This window comes from Pseudogulbenkiania sp. NH8B, from assembly GCF_000283535.1.
Taxonomy (GTDB): domain Bacteria; phylum Pseudomonadota; class Gammaproteobacteria; order Burkholderiales; family Chromobacteriaceae; genus Pseudogulbenkiania; species Pseudogulbenkiania ferrooxidans.
Genome location: NC_016002.1, coordinates 840439 through 862100, shown reverse-complemented (window position 1 = coordinate 862100; position 21662 = coordinate 840439). Strand labels below are relative to the sequence as shown.

Here is a 21662-nt window from a genome sequence, read left to right as displayed (position 1 = left end):
CATGCCTTCGGGTTCAGCCGAAGAAGTCCTTCAGCTTGTCCATGAAGGACTTGGCGCGTGGGTTGTGCATGGCAGTATCGCCCTGGCTGATCGCCTCGAACTCGCGCAGCAGTTCTTTCTGGCGCTCGGTGAGGTTGATCGGGGTTTCCACCACCACGTGACACAGCAGATCGCCATAGTCGGAACCGCGCACCGACTTGATGCCCTTGCCGCGCAGGCGGTACTGGCGGCCGGACTGGGTCTCGGACGAGATCTTGACCTTGGCCATGCCGTCCAGCGTGGGAATCTCCACCTCGCCGCCCAGGGCCGCGGTGGCGAAGGAAATCGGCATCTCGCAGTGCAGGTCCATGCCGTCGCGCTGGAACACCGGGTGCGCCTTGATGTGGGTGACCACGTAGAGGTCGCCCGACGGGCCGCCGTTCTGCCCGGCCTCGCCCTCGCCGGAGAGGCGGATGCGGTCACCCTCGTCGACGCCGGCCGGAATCTTCACGTTGAGCGTCTTGTGGGTCTTGACCTGGCCGGCGCCGTGGCACTTGTGGCACGGGTCGGTGATTTGCTTGCCGCTGCCGTGGCAGGTCGGGCAAGTCTGCTGGATCGAGAAGAAGCCCTGGCTCACACGCACCTGGCCGTGACCGCCGCAGGTCGGGCAGGTCTTGGGCTGGGTGCCGGGCTTGGCGCCGCTGCCGTGGCAGACGTCGCAGTTGTCATGCGACGGAATGCGAATCTGCTTCTCGCAGCCGCGCGCGGCCTCTTCCAGCGAGATTTCCATGTTGTAGCGCAGGTCGGCACCACGGTACACGTTGGAGCGGCCGCCACCGCCACGGCCACCGAAGATGTCGCCGAAGATGTCGGAGAAGGCATCGGCGAAATCGCCGAAGCCCTGGCCGCCGCGCGCGCCGGCGGCGTTGGGGTCGACCCCGGCGTGGCCGAACTGGTCGTAGGCCGCCCGCTTCTGCCCGTCGGACAGGATTTCGTAGGCTTCCTTGACTTCCTTGAACTTGTCCTCGGCGTCCTTGCTGTCCGGATTGCGGTCCGGATGGTACTTCATCGCCAGCTTGCGATAGGCCTTCTTGATGTCGTCGTCGGAGGCATCGCGGTTCACGCCGAGAGTGTCGTAATAATCACGTTTGGACATGCTGTTCTACCTTGGGGCCATCCGCCAGGGTTGGCCGAAAAGGGGGTTCCGAAACAGGAAAGGCACAGAGGCCAGAGGAAAGCCCCCGGAACCCTGTGCCTCTCTAGAGCCGCCCGACGCTGGGCGCATGGCGGCGTCGCGGCGGGCTCCAGGCGCAAGAACGCTTACTTCTTGTCCTTCACTTCTTCGAACTCGGCATCGACCACGTCGCCTTCGTCCTTGTTGCCGGCGCCAGCCGGCTGTCCGGCACCGGCTTCGCCCTGGGCCTGGCTGTACATCTGCTCAGCCAGCTTGTGCGAGGCGGTCATCAGCGCCTGGACCTTGGCGTCGATGGCGTCCTTGTCGTCGCCCTTCACCACTTCCTCGGCTTCCTTCAGCGCAGCTTCGATGGCGGCTTTTTCTTCGGCCGAGATCTTGTCACCGTGCTCGGCCAGCGACTTCTTCACCGAGTGGATCATGCCTTCGCCCTGGTTGCGGGCCTGTACCAGCTCGTGCAGCTTCTTGTCTTCCTCGGCGTTAACCTCGGCGTCCTTCACCATGCGCTGGATTTCTTCCTCGGACAGGCCGGAGGACGCCTGGATGGTGATCTTGGCTTCCTTGCCGGTGCCCTTGTCCTTGGCCGACACGTGCAGGATGCCGTTGGCGTCGATGTCGAAGGTCACTTCGATCTGCGGCATGCCACGCGGCGCGGCCGGGATGTCAGACAGGTTGAACTGGCCCAGCGACTTGTTGGCCGAGGCCTTCTCGCGCTCACCTTGCAGCACGTGGATGGTTACCGCGGTCTGGTTGTCGTCGGCAGTGGAGAAGGTCTGCTGCGCCTTGGTCGGGATGGTGGTGTTCTTCTGGATCAGCTTGGTCATGATGCCGCCGAGCGTCTCGATACCCAGCGACAGCGGGGTCACGTCGAGCAGCAGCACGTCCTTGCGGTCGCCGGACAGCACCGAACCCTGAATGGCGGCACCGACGGCCACGGCTTCGTCCGGGTTCACGTCCTTGCGCGGCTCCTTGCCGAAGAACTCCTTCACCGCTTCCTGCACCTTCGGCATACGGGTCTGGCCGCCGACCAGGATCACGTCGGCGATGTCGTTGATCGACACGCCGGCGTCCTTCAGGGCGACACGGCAAGGCTCGATCGAGCGGGCGATCAGGTCTTCCACCAGGCTTTCGAACTTGGCGCGGGTGATCTTCATCGCCAGGTGCTTCGGACCGGTGGCGTCCATGGTGATGTACGGCAGGTTGACTTCCGTCTGCGAGGCCGAGGACAGCTCGATCTTGGCCTTTTCCGCGGCGTCCTTCAGGCGCTGCAGTGCCATCACGTCGTTCTTCAGATCCACGCCCTGCTCGCGCTTGAACTCGGTCACGATGTAGTCGATCAGGCGCTGGTCGAAGTCTTCGCCGCCGAGGAAGGTATCGCCGTTGGTCGACAGCACTTCGAACTGGTGCTCGCCTTCCACGTCGGCGATCTCGATGATCGAGATGTCGAAGGTGCCGCCACCCAGGTCATACACGGCGATCTTACGGTCGCCTTCCTGCTTGGCGAGGCCGAAGGCCAGCGCGGCCGCGGTCGGCTCGTTGATGATGCGCTTGACGTCCAGACCGGCGATGCGGCCGGCGTCTTTGGTGGCCTGGCGCTGGCTGTCGTTGAAGTAGGCCGGCACGGTGATCACGGCTTCGGTCACTTCTTCGCCGAGGTAGTCTTCGGCGGTCTTCTTCATCTTGCGCAGCACTTCGGCGGAGATCTGCGGCGGCGCCAGTTCCTGGTCACGCACCTTGACCCAGGAGTCGCCGTTCTTGGCCTTGGTGATCTCGAACGGCATCAGGTCGATGTCCTTCTGCACTTCTTTTTCTTCGAAGCGGCGGCCGATCAGGCGCTTGATGGCGTACAGGGTGTTCTTGGGGTTGGTCACCGCCTGGCGCTTGGCCGGGGCGCCGACCAGGATCTCGCCGTCTTCCATGTAGGCGATGATGGACGGAGTGGTGCGAGTGCCTTCGGCGTTCTCGATCACCTTCGGATGGCCGTTCTCGATCACCGACACGCAGGAGTTGGTGGTGCCCAGGTCGATACCAATGATTTTGCCCATGATTAATTCCTTTCCTTGACTCTTTACGGCGTACCGCAATCGCGATAGTCAGCGCCTGTTGACTGGATAGGTAATGGCTATGCCCACGTTTTCAAGAGGGCTTCGGCCAACCTTTTTACTGTTGGCTCTTGGCCTTGGCGACCACCACCATGGCCGGGCGCAACACGCGATCGGCCACCTGGTAGCCCTTCTGCATCACGCGCAGCACGGTGTTGGGCTCGGCGTCCGCTTCCTCGGTGCTGATGGCCTGATGGCGGTGCGGGTCGAGCGCCTCGCCCACCGGGTTGATTTCCTTGATCTGCGCCTTGTCGAAGGCCGACACCAGCTGTTTCAGCGTCAGGTCGACGCCGAACTTCAGGTTGTCGAACTGACCGCTCTGGTCGGCCAGCGCCATCTCCAGGCTGTCCTTCACCGCCAACAACTCGTTGGCAAACTTGTTGATGGCGTACTTCTGTGCGTTCACCACCTCTTCGGCCGTACGACGGCGCAGGTTCTCCATTTCGGCGCGGGAGCGTAGAAACTGCTCGCGGGCTTCGGCCAACTCGATTTCCAGTGCGGCAACGCGCGCCTCCGTGGTCGGCTCGACCGCGCTGTCGGCGGGAGCCTGGGCGGCGGCGCTGTCCACGGCCTCGTTAACCGGATTCTGTTGGTTTTCCTGCATGACGATTCCCTTGTTAGCTAGGCGATTGAGGATGACCTGACGCTAGGTAGGGGCTTTGGCGAAAATTTCAAGAGAGCGCGGTCGACGCGCAAGCGAACCAAGCAACCGCTCGTTTGGGAACTTTTGCTTTCGGAAACGGAAAAAAACAGCGTGGCATTTCATTCGTTTTTTGTCAGTTTTGTTACCTTTTGAAAACAAAGGATTTTTTTGTGCTGCACTGCACACATTACGTTTTTTTTATGTTTAAATGGACTCACAGCACACGACGACCAGCAGGTCTGTCTCCCTTACGGAATAGGCTTCGGCGGTCGGAAACGACAACGGGCAAAACACGTTGTCAATAAAAGGTGACGGTAAAACCGATTCATCATAGCCAGAGGAATGCCGGCTGAATTTACCGGTTTACTAAGAAACGTAATCGAGAAGGATTCAAGCATGACCACTCGCGAACAACGCATTGCCGCCATCCAAAAAGACTGGGACGAAAATCCGCGCTGGAAAGGTATCAAGCGCGGCTACACCGCCGCCGACGTAGAGCGCCTGCGCGGCTCCGTCCAGGTGGAACATACCTTGGCTCGTAACGGTGCTGAAAAACTGTGGAACCTGGTCAACAACGAGCCCTACATCAACTGTCTGGGCGCGCTGACCGGTGGCCAGGCCATGCAGCAGGTGAAAGCCGGCATCAAGGCCATCTACCTGTCCGGCTGGCAAGTCGCCGCCGACAACAACGAATACTCCGCGATGTACCCGGACCAGTCGCTGTACCCGGTTGACTCGGTGCCGAAGGTGGTCGAGCGCATCAACAACGCCTTCACCCGTGCCGACGAAATCCAGCACTCCAAGGGTCTGGAAAAAGGCGATGCCGGCTTCATCGATTACTACGCTCCGATCGTGGCCGATGCCGAAGCCGGTTTCGGCGGCGTGCTGAACGCCTACGAACTGATGAAGGCGATGATCCGCGCCGGCGCCGGTGGCGTGCACTTCGAAGACCAACTGGCTTCGGTGAAGAAGTGCGGCCACATGGGTGGCAAGGTACTGGTACCGACCCAGGAAGCCGTACAGAAACTGATCGCCGCCCGTATGGCCGCTGACGTCTACGGCGTACCGACCCTGGTGATCGCCCGTACCGACGCCGAAGCCGCCGACCTCTTGACCAGCGACTACGACGAGAACGACAAGCCGTTCCTGACCGGCGAACGCACTGCAGAAGGCTTCTACAAGACCAAGAAAGGTCTGGAGCAAGCCATCAGCCGCGCTATCGCCTACGCCGAATACGCCGACCTGGTATGGTGCGAAACCGGTACCCCGGATCTGGAATTTGCCCGCAAATTTGCTGAAGCCGTACACGCCAAGCACCCGGGCAAGCTCTTGGCCTACAACTGCTCGCCGTCCTTCAACTGGAAAAAGAACCTGGACGATGCCACCATCGCCAAGTTCCAGCGCGAGCTGGGCGCCATGGGCTACAAGTACCAGTTCATCACCCTGGCTGGCATCCACTCCATGTGGTACAACATGTTCGACCTGGCGCAGGACTACGCCAAGCGCGGCATGTCGGCCTACGTCGAGAAGGTGCAAGAGCCGGAATTCGCCGCCCGCGATCGTGGCTACTCCTTCGTCTCGCACCAGCAGGAAGTCGGCACCGGCTACTTCGACGACATCACCACGGTAATCCAGGGCGGCAAGTCCTCGGTGACCGCGCTGACCGGCTCGACCGAAGAAGAACAGTTCCACTAAGATCCAAGCGTTCGACTGAACGGCAATTCGACCCTGCCGTCTGTGTCAAGCAACCCCCGCCACGGCGGGGGTTTTTCGTTGCGGCACCTCATCCATTGCTTCCCGGCGCAACGAGGGCAACGGGAGAGATCCCACATCCTGGCAGACAGCCACTGCGCCGCCCTGATCTCGAACAAATCAGCAGCGCATCTCGCGGCACACTCCCGCTATTCGCCGCGCCCCACCGGACACAAGTAGGTCATCGCGGCCTTCATGCCAAGGGACGGCCAGCGGCGGTACCCGGCCGACAGCTGGACTGCAAGCCATCGGCGGCCCAACAAAAAGGCCGGCAAAAGCCGGCCCTGGATGCCTACGGAGAGTCGCCTCGGTCAGGTACGCACGTGCAGCAGCGAGCGGCGGCGCGAATAGCCGAAGTACACCATCAGGCCCAGCACCAGCCAGACCACGAAGCACAGCCAGGTCAGCGCCGCGAGCTGCGTCATCAGAAACACGCAGAACACGATGGCCAGCGCCGGTACGTAGGGCACGCCCGGGCAGTGGAACTTGCGCGGCAGGTCCGGTTCGCGCTTGCGCAGCAGGATGATGGCGGCGGCGATCAGCGAGAACGCGGCCAGGGTGCCGATGTTCACCAGCTCAGCCAACGTACCCAGCGGCACGAAGCCGGCGATCAGCGCAATGAGGGTGCCGATCAGCCAGGTGGCCTTGTACGGCGTGCCGTACTTCGGATGCACCTCGGAGAACACCTTGGGCAGCAGGCCATCGCGCGACATCGCGAACAGGATGCGGGTCTGCCCGTAAGTCATCACCAGGATCACGGTGAGCATGCCCAGGATCGCGCCCAGGTCAACGAAGCCGGCGAACCAGTCGAGCTTGGCCACCTGCAACGCCAGCGATACCGGGTGATCGATGCCCTTGAACTGCATGAACGGCACGATGCCGGTCATGATGGCGGACACGATCACATACAGCACCGAGCAGATCGCCAGCGACCAGATCACACCCTTCGGGATATCCTTCTCCGGGTTCTTCACCTCTTCCGCAGCGCAAGTCACGGCGTCGAAGCCGAGGAAGCTGAAGAACACGATGGCGGCACCGTGGAACACGCCGGTCATGCCGTACGGCAGCGCCGGATTCCAGTTGGCCGGCTTGACGTGCCACACCGCGATGGCGATGAACAGCACCACCACCGCCACCTTGATCATCACCACCACGTTATTGACCTTCTTCGATTCCTTGATGCCGAACGCCAGCAGCGCGGTAATCAGCATGGCAATCACGAAGGCCGGCAGGTTGAACACCGTCTCCACGCCAGGGCGGGCGCCGGCCGCGGCGGTCAGCGCATCCGGCAGATGCAGGCCGAAACCGGCGATCAGGCTCTGGAAGTAGCCGGACCAGCCCACCGACACGGCGGAGGACGCCAGCAGGTATTCCAGCATCAGGTCCCAGCCGATGATCCAGGCGATCAGCTCGCCCAGCGTGGCGTAGGCGTAGGTATAGGTGGAACCCGACACCGGCAGCATGGAGGCGAATTCGGCGTAGCACAGCGCGGCGAAACCGCAGGCGATGGCGCCGATGACGAAGGACAATACCAGGCCGGGGCCGGCCACGGTGGCGCCGGTGCCGGTCAGCACGAAGATGCCGGTGCCGATGATGGCGCCGATCCCCAGCATGGTCAGGTCAAAGGCGGACAGCTCCTTGCGGAGCCCCTGTGAGGTGTGGGCGGCAGACAGCATGCCCCTCACGCTCTTCTTGCGCATCAAGCTCATGTTTCAAACAGTCCCCGAGTGTTCGCGGTGTGCCAAATGCCATGCGCCCGCAGTGTGGCGGGCGCATGGCAGGAATGGATCAGGGCACACGGTGCTCCGAAAATAACTCGTCTACGCGCGAAGATAGCCAATAAAGCCACCGCCACGAAGACGAAACGGCGTGATATTACCTCAACGCCAAGGTCAGACAAGGTAAAACTCACCCCCCGTCCTCGCCGCTGTCATAGCCGCCACGGCCCAGGCTGCGGCAATCTGGCAAACAGGCGCGCAAAATAGCAGCCTTCGCCCTCTATCGGAAACACTGCGCCCCGATCCATTGATCCAGCGCAATTTCACACCTTATTCCGCCACGCGGCGAAGGTGTCGGCTAGGCCGCCACATGCCGCAGCGAACGACGCCGCGAGCAGCCGAATGCCCTACCACCAAACACCGCCAGGTCGGCGCCACGAGCGGCGTAGCGGGCATGCCGACCATGAGCAGCGCCACGCTCAACCCCAATAGCCCGGCGCGGCGTAACAGGCCTTGAGATGGTCGATGAAGTGGCGCACCCGCAGCGGCAGGAACTTGCGTTGCGGCACCATGGCGTACACCGGGTAATCCGGCGAGGAAAAGCTGTCCAGCACCGTCACCAGCCGCCCTTCGGAGAGATCGTCCTTGACCTCCCACAACGAGCGCCAGGTGAGCCCGTACCCCTGCAGCGCCCAGTCGTGCAGCACCGCGCCGTCGTTGCATTCCAGCGTGCCGGAGACCTTGAGATTGACCGGCTCGCCGTCGCGGGTGAAGGTCCAGCCGCGGCTCTGACTCTCGCCCAGCGACAGGCAGTTGTGCTGCGTCAGGTCGTCCAGCGTGCGCGGCGTGCCGTGGCGCTCCAGGTAGCTCGGCGCGGCCACCACCACGCGATAGTTTTCGGCCAGGCGGATCGCCACCAGGCTGGAGTCGGACAGGTCCGAAATCCGGATGGCGCAGTCGACGCGGTCGCGCACCAGGTCGACCAGGCGGTCCGACAGGTCGAGCGTCACCTTCACGTCCGGGTGCAGCTGCTGAAAACTGGCGGCGTGCGGGGCGACGTGACGGCGGCCGAAACCGGCCGGGGCACTTACCCGCAGGTGACCACGCGCCCGCGCGCTGCCGGACGCCACCGCCGCCTCGGCTTCGGCCAACTCGGCCAGGATGCGCAGGCTTTCCTCGTAGAAGGCGCTGCCCTCCTGCGTCAGCGTGACGCTGCGCGTGGTGCGCACCAGCAACTTGGCGCCGAGGCGCTCCTCCAGGGCATCCAGACGGCGGCCGATCACGGCCGGCACCACCCCCTCGATGCGCGCCGCCGCCGACAGGCTGCCGTGAGCCACCACCGCGACCAGGGTTTCGAGTTGCTTGAACGTGTCCATTAGCTCACAAAAAGTAAAAGATGCTATGGCATCTTAGGTCTTTTTTTGTCACATAAACATCACTAAACTGATCCCAGCGCATCGCGATACCATTTATGCCAAATTAAGAGGGAATATTCCCCTGGTGTCGCCACGAAAAACCCAGGCCGGTTGATCGGGGACCAGCCCCAACGGAAACGAGAGAGAGTAACGTCATGACCCAACGAACCCCTTGCCATCGACTGCAGGTTGCCACCGTCCTCCACGCCTTCATCGAACAGGAAGTCCTGCCGGGCAGCGGCATCGGCTCCGCCGCGTTCTGGTCCGGTTTCGATGTCCTGGTGCACGAACTGGCGCCGAAGAACCGCGCCCTGCTCGCCGAGCGCGACCGCCTGCAGAGCGAAATCGATGCCTGGCACCGCCAGCATCCGGGCCCGATCGCGGACATGGCCGCCTACAAGGCGTTCCTCACCTCCATCGGCTACCTGAAGCCGGTGCCGGCCGACGGCCGCATCAGCACCAGCAACATCGACAGCGAAATCGCCGAGCAGGCCGGCCCGCAGCTGGTGGTGCCGGTGATGAACGCGCGCTACGCCCTGAACGCCGCCAACGCGCGCTGGGGCAGCCTGTACGACGCGCTGTACGGCACCGATGCCATCGCCGAGGACGATGGCGCCAGCCGCAGCGGCGGCTACAACCCGGTGCGCGGCACCAAGGTGATCGCCTTCGGCCGTGACTTCCTCGACGCCAGCGCGCCGCTGGAAACCGGTTCGCACCACCAGGCTGCGGCCTACCGCGTGGCCGGCGGCCAGCTGCAGGTCGAGCTGCAGGACGGCCGCACCAGCTCGCTCAAGCAGCCGGAGCTGTTCCTCGGCTACAACGGCGACGCCGCCGCGCCGACCTCGGTGCTGCTCAAGCAGAACGGCCTGCACTTCGAGATCCAGATCGACAAGAGCAGCCCGATCGGCGCCCAGGACGGCGCCGGGGTCAAGGACATCGTGATGGAAGCCGCCATCACCACCATCATGGACTGCGAGGACTCGGTCGCCGCGGTCGATGCCGACGACAAGGTCGTGGTGTACCGCAACTGGCTCGGCCTGATGCAGGGCACGCTGACCGAAGAAGTGAGCAAGGGCGGCAAGACCTTCACCCGCACCCTCAACCCGGACCGCCGCTACACCGCCGCCGACGGCAGCGCGCTGACGCTGCACGGCCGCAGCCTGATGTTCGTGCGCAACGTCGGCCACCTGATGACCAACCCGGCCATCCTCGACGGCGACGGCCACGAAGTGCCGGAAGGCATCATGGACGCCGTGGTGACCACGCTGATCGCGCTGCACGACCAGCAGCGCCGCGGCAACTCGCGCGCCGGCTCGATCTACATCGTCAAGCCGAAGATGCACGGCCCGGACGAAGTCGCCTTCGCCGACGAGCTGTTCGGCAAGGTGGAACAGCTGCTCGGCCTGCCGCAGTACACCGTCAAGCTCGGCATCATGGACGAGGAACGCCGCACCAGCGTCAACCTCAAGGCCTGCATCGCCGCCGCCCGCCATCGCGTGGCCTTCATCAACACCGGTTTCCTCGACCGCACCGGCGACGAGATGCACACCTCGATGGAAGCCGGCCCGATGATCCGCAAGGGCGACATGAAGACCTCGAAGTGGATCGCCGCCTACGAGCGCAACAACGTCCAGGTCGGCCTCGACTGCGGCCTGCGCGGCCACGCCCAGATCGGCAAGGGCATGTGGGCGATGCCGGACCTGATGGCCGAGATGCTGAAGCAGAAGATCGGCCACCCGAAAGCCGGTGCCAACACCGCCTGGGTTCCGTCCCCCACCGCCGCCGTGCTGCACGCGCTGCACTACCACCAAGTCGACGTGCAGGAGGTGCAGAAGGCGCTGGAAGGGCAGTACGCCGACCTGCAGGACGACCTCCTGACCATCCCGGTGGCGGCCAATCCGAACTGGTCGGCCGAAGACATCCAGCAGGAGCTCGACAACAACGCGCAGGGCATCCTGGGCTATGTGGTGCGCTGGATCGACCAGGGCGTGGGCTGCTCCAAGGTACCGGACATCCACAACATCGGCCTGATGGAAGACCGCGCCACGCTGCGCATTTCCAGCCAGCACATCGCCAACTGGCTGCGCCACGGCATCGTCACCGAGGCGCAGGTGAAGGAAACGCTGCAGCGCATGGCCGCCGTGGTGGACGGCCAGAACGCAGGCGATCCGGCCTATCAGCCGATGGCCCCGGCGTTCGACACCTCGATCGCCTTCAAGGCCGCCTGCGACCTGGTGTTCCAGGGCTGCGCCCAGCCGTCCGGCTACACCGAGCCGCTGCTGCACCACTGGCGCCAGGTGGAGAAGGCGCACGCGCTGTAAGAGCCGAGGCGAAAGAGCATCTTTTTCCTCAATGCAAAGCGGCCCGTCAGGGCCGCTTTTTCGCATCCTTTCACCTGACCAATACTTCTCTGGCAGCGGTTTTATCTAGGAAAAGACAATACTGTAGACAAAATACTTTGCCATGATTCACCACGGCACGCCCCCCGGGCGCAGCCTCACTCCCGCTCCACGGCAAAACCGACAATATTCTGACAATAACCACAGCAACTCGGACATTTCATTGCGCGCGTACGGCAAATTTTTTTTGTGCTTTGCCATAAAATTGCCACGATGCCGCAACATGAGTCCCGGTTTCGGCCCGATACCGCACAAGGAGTCTCCATGAAGTCGCTGTTCCCCCGCACCCTGCTGCTGGCCGCCGTCGCCACGGCCCTGTCCGCCCCGCTGCTGGCCGCCGAGATGAAATCGGTGGCGGTCACCGCCATCGTCGAACACCCGGCGCTCGACGCCGCCCGCAAAGGCATCGAGGACGAGCTCAAGGCCGCCGGCTTTGTTCAGGGCAAGAACCTGAAGTACCAGTTCCAGAGCGCCCAGGGCAACACCGCCACCGCCGCGCAGATCGCCCGCAAGTTCATCGGCGACACCCCGGACGTGATCGTCGGCATTGCCACCCCGAGCGCCCAGGCATTGGCCGCCTCGACCAAGTCGATCCCGGTGGTGTTCTCCGCCGTGACCGATCCGGTTGCCGCCAAGCTGGTGAAGGACTGGAAGCCGTCCGGCACCAACATTACCGGCGTCTCCGATGCCCTGCCGCTGGCCCCGCAGATCGAGCTGATCAAGAAAGTGAAGCCGGGCGTGAAACACGTCGGCATGGTGTACAGCCCGGGCGAGGTGAACTCGACCATCGTCGCCAAGGAACTGAAGGCCGAACTCGCCAAGCAGGGCATGTCGCTGGTGGAGGCGTCCGCCGCCCGCACCGTGGACGTGCCGTCCGCCGCCAAGAGCCTGGTCGGCAAGGTCGACGTGATCTACACCACCACCGACAACAACGTGGTGTCGGCCTACGAGTCGCTGTATAAGGTCGCCGTCGACAGCAAGCTGCCGCTGGTGGCCGCCGATACCGACACGGTGAAGCGTGGCGCCGTCGCCGCGCTCGGCCAGAACTACTACGACATGGGCCGCCAGACCGGCAAGCTGGTGGTGCGCATCCTGAAGGGCGAGAAGCCGGGCGCGATCGCACCGGAAGTCGGCACCAAGCTCAATCTGGTGGTCAACCCGGCCGCGGCCGAGAAGCAGGGCCTCAAGCTGTCGCCCGAGCTGATCAAAACCGCCAAAGAAGTCATCAAGTAAGCCAGTCTTGTGACTTCGGCCAACCCGAAGTCTGCTCCCTCTCCCCGGGTCGGGCCACAAGCCCGGCCCGGGGAGCGAACGTTTCACGAGGTGTCGTTTCATGTCCCTGATCGCCTTGCTGGGCGCCACGGAAATCGGTCTGATCTTCGCGCTGGTGGCGCTGGGTGTGCTGATTTCCTTCCGCATTCTGAATTTCCCCGACCTGACCGCCGACGGCAGCTTCCCGCTGGGCGGCGCCGTCGCCGCCACCCTGATCGCCGGCGGCCATGACCCGTGGCTGGCCACGCTGGCCGGCACCGCGGCGGGTGCCGTGGCCGGCCTGATCACCGCCTGGCTCAACGTGCGGCTGAACATCCTGCAGCTGTTGGCCAGTATCCTGGTGATGATCGCGCTCTACTCGGTCAACCTGCGCATCATGGGCGCACCCAACATGCCGCTGATCGGCTCAGACACCGTGTTCAGCCCGTTCATCGCCCGGGCGCCCGATTCGCAATACCTGATCCAGCCCCTGGTGCTGGCTGTGATCGTGGTGATCGCCAAGCTGGCGCTGGACGCCTTCTTCGCCTCCCAGTCCGGCCTGGCGATGCGCGCCACCGGCGCCAACGCCCGCATGGCGCGTGCACAGGGCGTCGCCACCGACCGCATGGTGCTGCTGGGCATGGCCATCTCCAATGCCCTGATCGCGCTGGCCGGCGCACTCTATGTGCAGACTCAGGGCGGCGCCGACATTTCGATGGGCATCGGCACCATCGTAGTGGGGCTGGCTGCGGTGATCATCGGCGAGACGCTGATCCCGGGCCGCACCATCATGGTGGCGACACTGGCCGCCGTGCTCGGCGCCCTGGTGTACCGCCTGTTCATCGCGCTGGCGCTCAACGCCGACTTCATCGGCCTGCAGGCGCAGGACCTCAACCTGATCACCGCCCTGCTGGTCGGTTTCGCGCTGGTGCTGCCGTCGCTCAAACGCAAATTCGCCGCCAAACGCTCGGCTGCCACCAAGGGGAGCACTGCTCATGATGCGCGCTAACGGCCTCTACAAGACCTTCAACCCCGGCACCCCGATCGAGAACCCGGCGCTGCGCGGGGCCTCGCTGGACATCCCCCAGGGCCAGTTCGTCACCGTGATCGGCTCGAACGGCGCCGGCAAGTCGACCTTTCTCAACGCCATCAGCGGCGACCTGATCGTCGACCAAGGCAGCATCGAGATCGCCGGGCGCGACGTCACCCGTCTCAACGCCTGGCAGCGCGCCGGGCTGGTGGCCCGCGTGTTCCAGGACCCGATGGCCGGCACCTGCGAGGCGCTGAGCATCGAGGAGAACCTGGCGATCGCCTGGCAACGAGGTGAAAGTCGCGGCCTGAAAGGCGCCCTGAATGCCTCGCTGCGCAGCCTGTTCCGCGACAAGCTCGCCACGCTCAAGCTCGGTCTGGAAAACCGCCTGTCCGACCGCATGGGCCTGCTCTCCGGCGGTCAGCGCCAGGCGGTGAGCCTGTTGATGGCGTCGCTGCGGCCGTCGCAGATCCTGCTGCTCGACGAGCACACCGCGGCGCTCGATCCCAAGACCGCCGCCTTCGTGCTGGAGCTGACCGACCAGATCGTGCGCGAGAACCAGCTGACCGCGATGATGGTGACGCACTCGATGCGCCAGGCGCTGGATCATGGCGACCGCACCGTGATGCTGCACCAGGGCCGGGTGGTGCTGGACGTGTCCGGCGAGGAGCGCGCCCGCATGGACGTGCCCGACCTGCTGGCGATGTTCGAACGCACCCGCGGCGAAGCGATCGCCGACGACGCGCTGCTGTTGGGCTAATCTCCCGCCCCTTCGGCCAACCTTTGCAGGTTGGCCGAAGCTTTTGGCGCGCGGCTGAACGCATCGGGATTGGCCGACACAGTTGACGCCGTACTGAACTCATCGCGCCCGCCATCGTCATAGTCTCTTGTCACGACAGTGCCGCGCCGCTGAGCGATACTGTCATTACCCGCCTTCCCGAGACAGGAGCCCCCATGACCCGCCTCACCACCCTGTTGAGCCTGGCCGCCCCCTTGTTCCTGCTGGCCCCGCTGGCGCCGGCCGCCGAACGGGCCGACCCGGCCGCCACCGTGCTGAACCTATCGGCCAGCACCCAGCGCGAGATCGCCAACGACCAGATGATCGCCACGCTGTACGTGCAGGACCGCCAGCCGCAGCCGGGCGTGCTGGCCAACCGCCTCAACCAGCTCATCAACCGCGCCCAGAGCGACGCGCGCGGCTACAAGAACGTCGAAGTCAGCAGCGGCAGCTACAACAGCTGGCCCGCCTACAACAAGAGCGGCAAGATCGACGGCTGGCAGGGCCGTGCCGAACTGAAGCTGAAAACCCGCGACATGGCGCAAGGCAGCGAGCTGATCGCCAAGCTGCAGGGCTACATGCTGCTGGAAGGCGTGCAGTTCGTGGTGTCCGACGACGCCCGCCACGCCGCGGAAAAGGCCATGATTCCGGAAGCCATCGCCGCGCTGATGGAGCAGGCGCAGATCGCGGCCAAGGCGCTGGGCAAGAACACCCTCAACATGCACCAGCTCACCATCGGCAACCAGATGCCGCCGCCGGTACCGCTGTTGATGCGCAGCAAAACGCTGGCCATGGCCGCCGACGCCGAAGTCGCTCAGGCCGAATGGCAGCCCGGCCGCAGCCAGTTGCAACTGCAGGTCAACGGCCAGCTGGAACTCCGCTAAAGCGCTTTGAGGCGGCCCGCCGATACGTTAAAGTAAGCCTGCTTACCCGCCGGTCGACGTCGACCGGCTCCCCCACGACCAAGCACCCTGTTCATGCCATGAAACTGATCGCGTCACTCACCAGTCCCTACGCCCGCAAAGTGCGGATCGTGCTCGCCGAAAAGAAAATCGACTGTCCGATCCTGATCGACCAGCCTTGGGAGGCCGATTCGCAAGTTGCCCGCTACAATCCGCTCGGCAAGGTGCCGGTGCTGGAGCTGGACGACGGCAACACGCTGTACGACTCGCGCGTGATCGTGGAGTACCTCGACAACATCTCGCCAGTATCGCGCCTCTTGCCGCAGGACAACCGCTCGTTCATCGCCACCCGGCGCTGGGAAGCGCTGGCCGACGGCATCTGCGACGCGGCCGTCGCCATCGTCATGGAACGGCGCCGCCCGCCGGAGAAGCAGAGCGAGGAAGCGATGGCGCACCAGCAGCAGAAAGTCGAGCGCGGCCTGGCAGCGCTGGCGCACGATCTGGGCGAACGCCCGTGGTGCAACGGCGAAGGCTATAGCCTGGCCGACATCGCGGTCGGCTGCTGCCTGGGCTACCTGGACTTCCGCTTCGCCACGCTGGACTGGCGCGCCAGCCATCCCACCCTCGCCGACTACTACCAGCGTTTGTCGGCACGCCAGTCCTTCGTCGACACCATACCGCCGACGGCCTGAACCGACGCGGCACACCAGACAAACAAAAGCCGGGGTTTTCCCCGGCTTTTTGCTGCCCCTCTTTGCGGTCCTAGACCCGTCCCTGTCGCTCCAGCTCGTGGTATACCTGCAGCGCCACATAGGCGTCGTTGCCGGCGTACACTCGCTGCGCCTCGCTCAGCACCGGGCTCGCCCAGTTCGAGGTCGACTGGCGCTTCGACTTGCGGAAACACTGGCCGAACAGGCGCGCCACCGCCTGCACCGCGCCCACGGTACGGTGCTCGCCCGGTTGGCGGAACAGCCGCCCGATGTCCACCAGCGCCGCGCACTCGATGCCCAGCTTGGCGCGGAGCCGCTGCACGTCGGAGCCCAGCTCGAAGCCGACCTTGCGGATCGCCGGCGACTCCAGAATCATCCGCAGCCGCGTCAGGTCGGCGAGGCGCTCCACCGGGAACAGGTAGGCGTGCGTGGCGGTGGCCAGCTGCACCAGGTGCGGCCCGCTCGAAGTCTCTCCCTTGTGGAAGGTCGGGCGCGATTCGGTATCGAAGCCGAGCACGCGGCACACGCTGAGCTGGTGATACGCCGCTTCCATCTCGGTCTCGTTCGCCACCACGCTCACCGCCGTCGGCGCCAGCCCCGGATAGCTCGGGAGGGTACGGATATCGTCCTTGGACAAGTGTTGTTCTGCGGTCATGGAAGACAGGTACCCGCGCGGGTAATGAAGGCCGGGCGAGTGTACGCGGCGCCGGCGCGGAACACCAGCGCCGCGCTCAGCGCACGCCCGCCGCCTGCAGCTGGCGTTCGGCCCACTGCAGCAGCTCGGCGGCCTGCATTACGCCGCTGTGACGCGCCAGCTCGCGTCCCTGCCAGAACAGGATCAGGGTCGGGATGCTGCGGATCTGGTAGTGCCGCGACGCCTGTGGCGCCTGCTCGGTGTCGACCTTGACGCAACGCAGCGTCGGCCGCGCCTTGGCGGCGGCGGCGAACTGCGGCGCCATCATCTGGCACGGCCCGCACCAGCCGGCCCAGAAGTCCACCAGCACCGGCAGCTCGGTGCCGGCGAGAAACCCCGGCAGGGCGGCGTCGGACAAGGCCAGCGGCGCAGCGGCGAGCAGCGCGCCGGCGCACTTGCCGCACTTGGGCAACTCCAGCAGACGTTCGTCGGGAACACGGTTGCGGGCACCACAGGACGGGCAGACCAATTGCATTTCGCATCACTCCTTCATCAAAACCACACCACATCAACACCACACCGCGGCGACCCGGCCTAGCCGCCGGGCGGGGTGCCCTGGCGCCAGCGCCGGATGACGTAACCGTACACCGCCAGATTGACCGCCAGCACCAGCCCGGCCAACACCAGCTGGAGCGCACGGGTCAGCGCCTCGGGATAGATCAGCGCCAGCAGGTAGTGCTCGATAAAACCGCCATGGTAGCCGGCCGCCCCACCCAGCGCACGCAAGCGGTTTTCCAGCGGCGTCAGCGGGCAGATTCCGCCGCTCAGTTCGATCGCCATCGCCCAGGCGGCGGCCGGCAGGTGCCACCACAGCCATCCGCGCCGCCGGCACGCCAGCAAGCCGCCCAGCAGCGCAAACACGATGAACCCCAGGTGCAGCAGCAGCACGGCGTCGGCCAGCAGGCGGTAGATCACGTCGGCGCCCCGCCGCCATTGTGCCGGCAAGGCCTACCCCAGCCAGGCCCACCAGCGCAGGACCGGGGACTCCGGAGCCGCCCACGCGTCGCGCAGGCCACCGTCCCATTCCGTGCCACAGCCAGCCGCATTCCCTTCTCCCCGCCCGGCAACGCCCCGGGCTCGCCCTCTCTAACTAGCCCAGGATGGAGACGCCTGCCAGGCTCCCATGCAAAAACCGCCCTCCCGGTGACGGGAGAGCGGTTGCGGTGGCGCCTTCGGCCAACGTTGGCCGAAGCCCGGGGTCAGACCGACAGTTCCAGCAACAGCTTGTTGATGCGCTTGACGAAGCTGGCCGGGTCGTCCAGCTTGCCGCCTTCGGCCAGCAGCGCCTGGTCGTACAGCACCTGGGCGAGGTCGCTGGCACGGCCCTCGTCCTGCTCTTCGGCCAGGCGTTTCACCAGCACGTGCTCCGGGTTGATCTCCAGCGTCGGCTTGGCCGCCTGCGGCACACTCTGGCCGGCGGCCTTGAGCAGGCGCTCGAGGTGCGCGCTCATGTCGTGCTCGCCCACCACCAGGCAGGCCGGGCTGTCGGTCAGACGCGCGGTGGCGCGCACGTCCTGCACACGCTCGGCCAGCGCGCTCTTGATGCGCTCGAGCACCGGCTTGGCGGCCTCTTCGGCCTGCTGCTGCGCCGCCTTGTCCTGTTCGTCCTCCAGCTTGCCCAGATCAAGCGCGCCCTTTGCCACCGACTGCAGCGGCTTGCCGTCGAACTCGTGCAGCGAGGCGCTCACCCACTCGTCGACGCGGTCGGTCAGCAGCAGCACCTCGACGCCCTTCTTCTTGAACACCTCGAGATGCGGGCTGTTGCGGGCAGCCGCCAGCGTCTCGGCGGTGATGAAGTAGATCTTCTCCTGGCCTTCCTTCATGCGCGTCACGTAGTCGGCCAGCGACACCGTCGGCGTGTCGCCCTCGCTCAGGGTCGAGGTAAAGCGCAGCAGCTTGGCGATGCGCTCCTTGTTGGCGAAGTCCTCGCCGACGCCTTCCTTCAGCACCTGGCCGAACTCCTGCCAGAACGTGGCGTACTTCTCGGCGTCGTTGGCGGCGAGGTCTTCCAGCAGCGCCAGCACCTTCTTCACGCAGCCGGCGCGGATGGCGTCGATGTCCTTGCTCTGCTGCAGGATTTCACGGCTGACGTTCAACGGCAGGTCGTTGCTGTCGATCACCCCGCGCACGAAGCGCAGGTAGTGCGGCATCAGCTTCTCGGTGTCTTCCATGATGAACACGCGGCGCACGTACAGCTTGACGCCCTGCTTGCGCTCGCGCTCGTACAGGTCGAACGGCGCGCGCGACGGGATGTACAACAGCTCGGTGTACTCCTGGCGGCCCTCGACGCGGGCGTGGCTCCACGCCAGCGGGTCGGTGAAATCGTGCGCGGTGTGCTTGTAGAACTCGCGGTACTGCTCGTCGCTGATGTCGTTCTTGGCGCGGGTCCACAGTGCCGAGGCGGCGTTGACGCTTTCCCACTCGTCCGACACCACTTCCTTGCCGTCCTCGTCGAAGCTCGCCCCTTGCTTCATCTGGATCGGAATCGAGATGTGGTCGGAGTAGGTGCGCACGATGCGCTTGATCGACCAGTCGTTGAGGAACTCGTCCTCGCCTTCCTTCAGGTGCAGCACGATCTCGGTGCCGCGCGCGGCCTTCTCCACCGGCTCCAGAGTGTACTCGCCGTGCCCCTCGGACTCCCAGCGCACCGCCTCGCTGCTCGGCGCACCGGCGCGGCGCGTGGTCAGCGTCACCCTGTCAGCGACGATGAAGGCCGAGTAGAAACCGACGCCGAACTGGCCGATCAGGTTGGCATCCTTCTTGTCGTCGCCGGTGAGCGACTCGAAGAAGGCCTTGGTGCCGGACTTGGCGATGGTACCGATGTGCTCGATCACCTCGGCGCGGCTCATGCCGATACCGTTGTCGGTGATGGTGACGGTGCGGGCTTCCTTGTCCAGGCTCACGCGAATCTTCAGCTCGGCGTCATCTTCCAGCAGCTCAGGCTTGGCAATCGCCTCGAAGCGCAGCTTGTCGGACGCGTCCGAGGCGTTGGAGATGAGTTCACGCAGGAAGATTTCCTTGTTCGAATACAAGGAGTGGATCATCAGGTGCAGAAGCTGTTTGACTTCGGTCTGAAAGCCCAGGGTTTCTTTCTGTGCGCTCATGGTGTCGTTTCACAGTTGTTGACGGAATGTGGTGGAAGTAGAGGCATAAGGCGCTATTTCAAGTGCCGGCAGGCATCGTGTATGCTGTTGACGCTGTCCGGATGGCCGGCTCCGCCTCGCAGCGGGGATACGGGCACGCCCCGGCACACACAAAACCACTGAGCGGAACCCATGCGCAGACTCCTCTCCTTCCTCTGGTGTTGGCTGGCGTTGGCCATGGCCAGCAGCCATGCGGCCGGCACCTTCACCGTCTGTTTCGAAGAGTGGCCGCCCTACGCCCAGCTGAGCAGGGCCGGCCAAGCCTCCGGCCCCAGCATCGACATCTATCGCCAGGCGCTGCGTCAGGCGGGCATCCCCACGGTGGCGTTCAAGGAAATGCAGTACAACCGCTGCTCGGAACAGCTCAAGCAAGGGCTGGTCGACATGAAGCTGTTCGTGCTCGACAACGAGCTGCCCGGCCTGCCGCAGGCGCACGAGGCCACCGAGTACTGGCAGATCGCCGCCATCGTGCGCCAGGACTCGCCGCTCGCGCAGTACCAGGGCCTCGCCGACTTCGAACAGTCCCGCCTCGCGCTGATCACCGGCTACCTTTACCCCGAACCGCTGCAGGCCTTCATCCAGGCCCGCGCCTGGCCGGCCACCGACCCGACCCAGGCCTACCGCCTGATCGCCCGCAAGCGCGTCGACGCGGTGTTCCTCGACCTGCTGGCGTTCGAACAGAGCAACGCCACGCTGCGGCTACCGCTGCGCCCGCTGCATCCGGTGGTCGCGCGCCAGCCGGTGTACGCCGTGCTGGCGGCGCGCCACCCGGAGCTGCCGAAGACACTGGATGCGGTACTCGCCCGCATGAAGCAACAGGGCGAGATCGACCGCCTCTACCGCCGTCATACCGGCCGCACCCTGACAGAGTGGCTGCACTACGCCGGCGCGGTCGACAGCGCCGAGACAAGCAAAACGCCCTGACCAGCAGGGCGTTTTTGTTCGCGAGGGAGCGCGCGGGCAACGCGCTCAAGAAGCGGCGCGCAGCCCCGGCGGCAGGGCAAAGGTCGTGGTCTCCTCGACGCCGTCGAGTTCGGTCACGCTGTCTGCCCCCAGTTCGCGGATGCGGGTGATCACGGCCTGCACCAGCACCTCGGGCGCCGAGGCGCCGGCGGTGACGCCGACACGGCTCTTGCCCTCGAACCACTGCGGCTCCAGCAGCGTGGCGTTGTCGACCATGTACGCCTCTACCCCCTTTAGCGCCGCCACCTCGCGCAAGCGATTGGAGTTGGAGCTGTTGGGCGAGCCTACCACGATCACCAGATCGCACTGTTCGGCCAACACCTTCACCGCATCCTGGCGGTTCTGCGTGGCGTAGCAGATATCGTCCTTCTTCGGGTTGGCGATGGCAGGGAAGCGCACGCGCAGCGCGGCGATGATGTCGCGCGTCTCGTCCACCGACAGCGTGGTCTGGCTGACGTAGGCCAGCTTGTCGGGGTTCTTCACCGCCAGCGTCGCCACGTCGGCGACGCTTTCCACCAGGTACATGTCACCGTCCACCTGGCCCATGGTGCCCTCCACCTCGGGGTGGCCGGCGTGGCCGATCATGATGATTTCCATGCCAGCCTGGTGCATGCGCTTGACCTCGACGTGCACCTTGGTCACCAGCGGACAGGTGGCGTCGTACACCGTCAGTCCGCGCTCCTCGGCTTCCTGGCGCACCGACAGCGGCACGCCATGCGCCGAATACACCAGCGTGGCGCCGCGCGGCACGTCGGCCAGGTCTTCGATGAAGATCGCGCCCTTGTCGCGCAGGTTGTCCACCACGAAACGGTTGTGCACCACCTCGTGACGCACGTAGATCGGCGCGCCGTAGAGTTCCAGCGCGCGCTCGACGATGGCGATGGCACGATCCACCCCAGCGCAGAAACCGCGCGGGTTGGCGAGCATGATGGTCTTCGTCATCGGTTAATCCTTATCAGCAGCATAATTTGGTCGGGAGGGCCCGGCTGAC

General features: G+C 64.9%; 18 protein-coding genes. 8 read left to right on the top strand and 10 right to left on the bottom strand.

Translation table 11 applies throughout. From position 1 onward, the window contains the following. Nucleotides 1-13 precede the first annotated feature (13 nt). The 3 genes from dnaJ to grpE form a co-directional block, all read right to left on the bottom strand. On the bottom strand, nucleotides 14-1135 hold the full coding sequence (gene dnaJ, locus NH8B_RS04090; RefSeq protein WP_014086133.1) for a molecular chaperone DnaJ: 1122 nt from the start codon (nucleotides 1133-1135) through the stop codon (nucleotides 14-16). A 164-nt stretch (nucleotides 1136-1299) separates the two neighbouring features. Next, nucleotides 1300-3216, bottom strand: a complete 1917-nt coding sequence (dnaK, locus tag NH8B_RS04085; RefSeq protein ID WP_014086132.1) for a molecular chaperone DnaK — start codon at nucleotides 3214-3216, stop codon at nucleotides 1300-1302. 115 nt (nucleotides 3217-3331) lie between these two features. Continuing rightward, nucleotides 3332-3877: a nucleotide exchange factor GrpE gene (gene grpE / locus NH8B_RS04080; RefSeq protein WP_008953241.1), complete on the bottom strand. Its 546-nt coding sequence runs from the start codon at nucleotides 3875-3877 to the stop codon at nucleotides 3332-3334. A 435-nt stretch (nucleotides 3878-4312) separates the two neighbouring features. Between grpE and aceA the strand changes: the two genes are divergently transcribed. Continuing rightward, entirely contained in the window at nucleotides 4313-5611 is a 1299-nt protein-coding gene (gene aceA, locus NH8B_RS04075) for an isocitrate lyase (RefSeq protein WP_014086131.1), read from the top strand. A 368-nt stretch (nucleotides 5612-5979) separates the two neighbouring features. On the opposite strand, the gene NH8B_RS04070 is transcribed toward aceA, so the two are convergent. Together NH8B_RS04070 and NH8B_RS04065 are read right to left on the bottom strand one after the other, a co-directional pair. Continuing rightward, on the bottom strand, nucleotides 5980-7344 hold the full coding sequence (locus tag NH8B_RS04070; protein WP_304412121.1) for an amino acid permease: 1365 nt from the start codon (nucleotides 7342-7344) through the stop codon (nucleotides 5980-5982). 521 nt (nucleotides 7345-7865) lie between these two features. Continuing rightward, complete coding sequence (locus tag NH8B_RS04065; protein WP_014086129.1) at nucleotides 7866-8762, bottom strand: LysR family transcriptional regulator; 897 nt, start codon at nucleotides 8760-8762, stop codon at nucleotides 7866-7868. Nucleotides 8763-8956: 194 nt separating this feature from the next. Between NH8B_RS04065 and NH8B_RS04060 the strand changes: the two genes are divergently transcribed. The 6 genes from NH8B_RS04060 (at nucleotide 8957) to NH8B_RS04035 (ending at nucleotide 15853) form a co-directional block, all read left to right on the top strand. After that, on the top strand, nucleotides 8957-11122 hold the full coding sequence (locus tag NH8B_RS04060) for a malate synthase G (RefSeq protein ID WP_014086128.1): 2166 nt from the start codon (nucleotides 8957-8959) through the stop codon (nucleotides 11120-11122). Nucleotides 11123-11464: 342 nt separating this feature from the next. Continuing rightward, a complete protein-coding gene (locus NH8B_RS04055) occupies nucleotides 11465-12433 on the top strand; it encodes an ABC transporter substrate-binding protein (protein WP_014086127.1) in 969 nt (322 codons plus the stop codon). A gap of 100 nt (nucleotides 12434-12533) precedes the next feature. Next, nucleotides 12534-13460, top strand: a complete 927-nt coding sequence (locus NH8B_RS04050) for an ABC transporter permease (protein ID WP_014086126.1) — start codon at nucleotides 12534-12536, stop codon at nucleotides 13458-13460. Continuing rightward, a complete protein-coding gene (locus NH8B_RS04045; protein WP_014086125.1) occupies nucleotides 13447-14241 on the top strand; it encodes an ABC transporter ATP-binding protein in 795 nt (264 codons plus the stop codon). Before NH8B_RS04050 ends, NH8B_RS04045 begins: the two co-directional genes overlap by 14 nt. 194 nt (nucleotides 14242-14435) lie before the next feature. Then, entirely contained in the window at nucleotides 14436-15143 is a 708-nt protein-coding gene (locus NH8B_RS04040) for an SIMPL domain-containing protein (RefSeq protein ID WP_014086124.1), read from the top strand. Between the two features lie 98 nt (nucleotides 15144-15241). Further along, on the top strand, nucleotides 15242-15853 hold the full coding sequence (locus NH8B_RS04035; RefSeq protein ID WP_014086123.1) for a glutathione S-transferase: 612 nt from the start codon (nucleotides 15242-15244) through the stop codon (nucleotides 15851-15853). A gap of 70 nt (nucleotides 15854-15923) precedes the next feature. On the opposite strand, the gene NH8B_RS04030 is transcribed toward NH8B_RS04035, so the two are convergent. The 4 genes from NH8B_RS04030 to htpG all read right to left on the bottom strand — a co-directional run bounded on the left by NH8B_RS04030 (nucleotide 15924) and on the right by htpG (nucleotide 19669). Continuing rightward, on the bottom strand, nucleotides 15924-16526 hold the full coding sequence (locus tag NH8B_RS04030; protein ID WP_014086122.1) for a 3'-5' exonuclease: 603 nt from the start codon (nucleotides 16524-16526) through the stop codon (nucleotides 15924-15926). Nucleotides 16527-16602: 76 nt separating this feature from the next. Continuing rightward, the gene (gene trxC / locus NH8B_RS04025; RefSeq protein WP_014086121.1) at nucleotides 16603-17040 is read right to left on the bottom strand and encodes a thioredoxin TrxC; all 438 of its coding nucleotides are present in this window, start codon (nucleotides 17038-17040) and stop codon (nucleotides 16603-16605) included. A 59-nt stretch (nucleotides 17041-17099) separates the two neighbouring features. Next, nucleotides 17100-17510 carry a DUF2784 domain-containing protein gene (locus NH8B_RS04020; protein WP_014086120.1) on the bottom strand — a complete coding sequence of 137 codons (411 nt, stop codon included), beginning with the start codon at nucleotides 17508-17510 and terminating at the stop codon, nucleotides 17100-17102. A gap of 254 nt (nucleotides 17511-17764) precedes the next feature. Next, entirely contained in the window at nucleotides 17765-19669 is a 1905-nt protein-coding gene (htpG, locus tag NH8B_RS04015; protein WP_014086119.1) for a molecular chaperone HtpG, read from the bottom strand. 171 nt (nucleotides 19670-19840) lie between these two features. On the opposite strand from htpG, the gene NH8B_RS04010 reads away from it, so the two are divergent. After that, the gene (locus tag NH8B_RS04010; RefSeq protein ID WP_041702817.1) at nucleotides 19841-20632 is read left to right on the top strand and encodes a substrate-binding periplasmic protein; all 792 of its coding nucleotides are present in this window, start codon (nucleotides 19841-19843) and stop codon (nucleotides 20630-20632) included. A 45-nt stretch (nucleotides 20633-20677) separates the two neighbouring features. Here the strand turns inward: NH8B_RS04010 and ispH are convergent, their stop codons facing one another. Then, nucleotides 20678-21613 carry a 4-hydroxy-3-methylbut-2-enyl diphosphate reductase gene (gene ispH / locus NH8B_RS04005; RefSeq protein WP_008953256.1) on the bottom strand — a complete coding sequence of 312 codons (936 nt, stop codon included), beginning with the start codon at nucleotides 21611-21613 and terminating at the stop codon, nucleotides 20678-20680. Nucleotides 21614-21662: the final 49 nt, after the last annotated feature.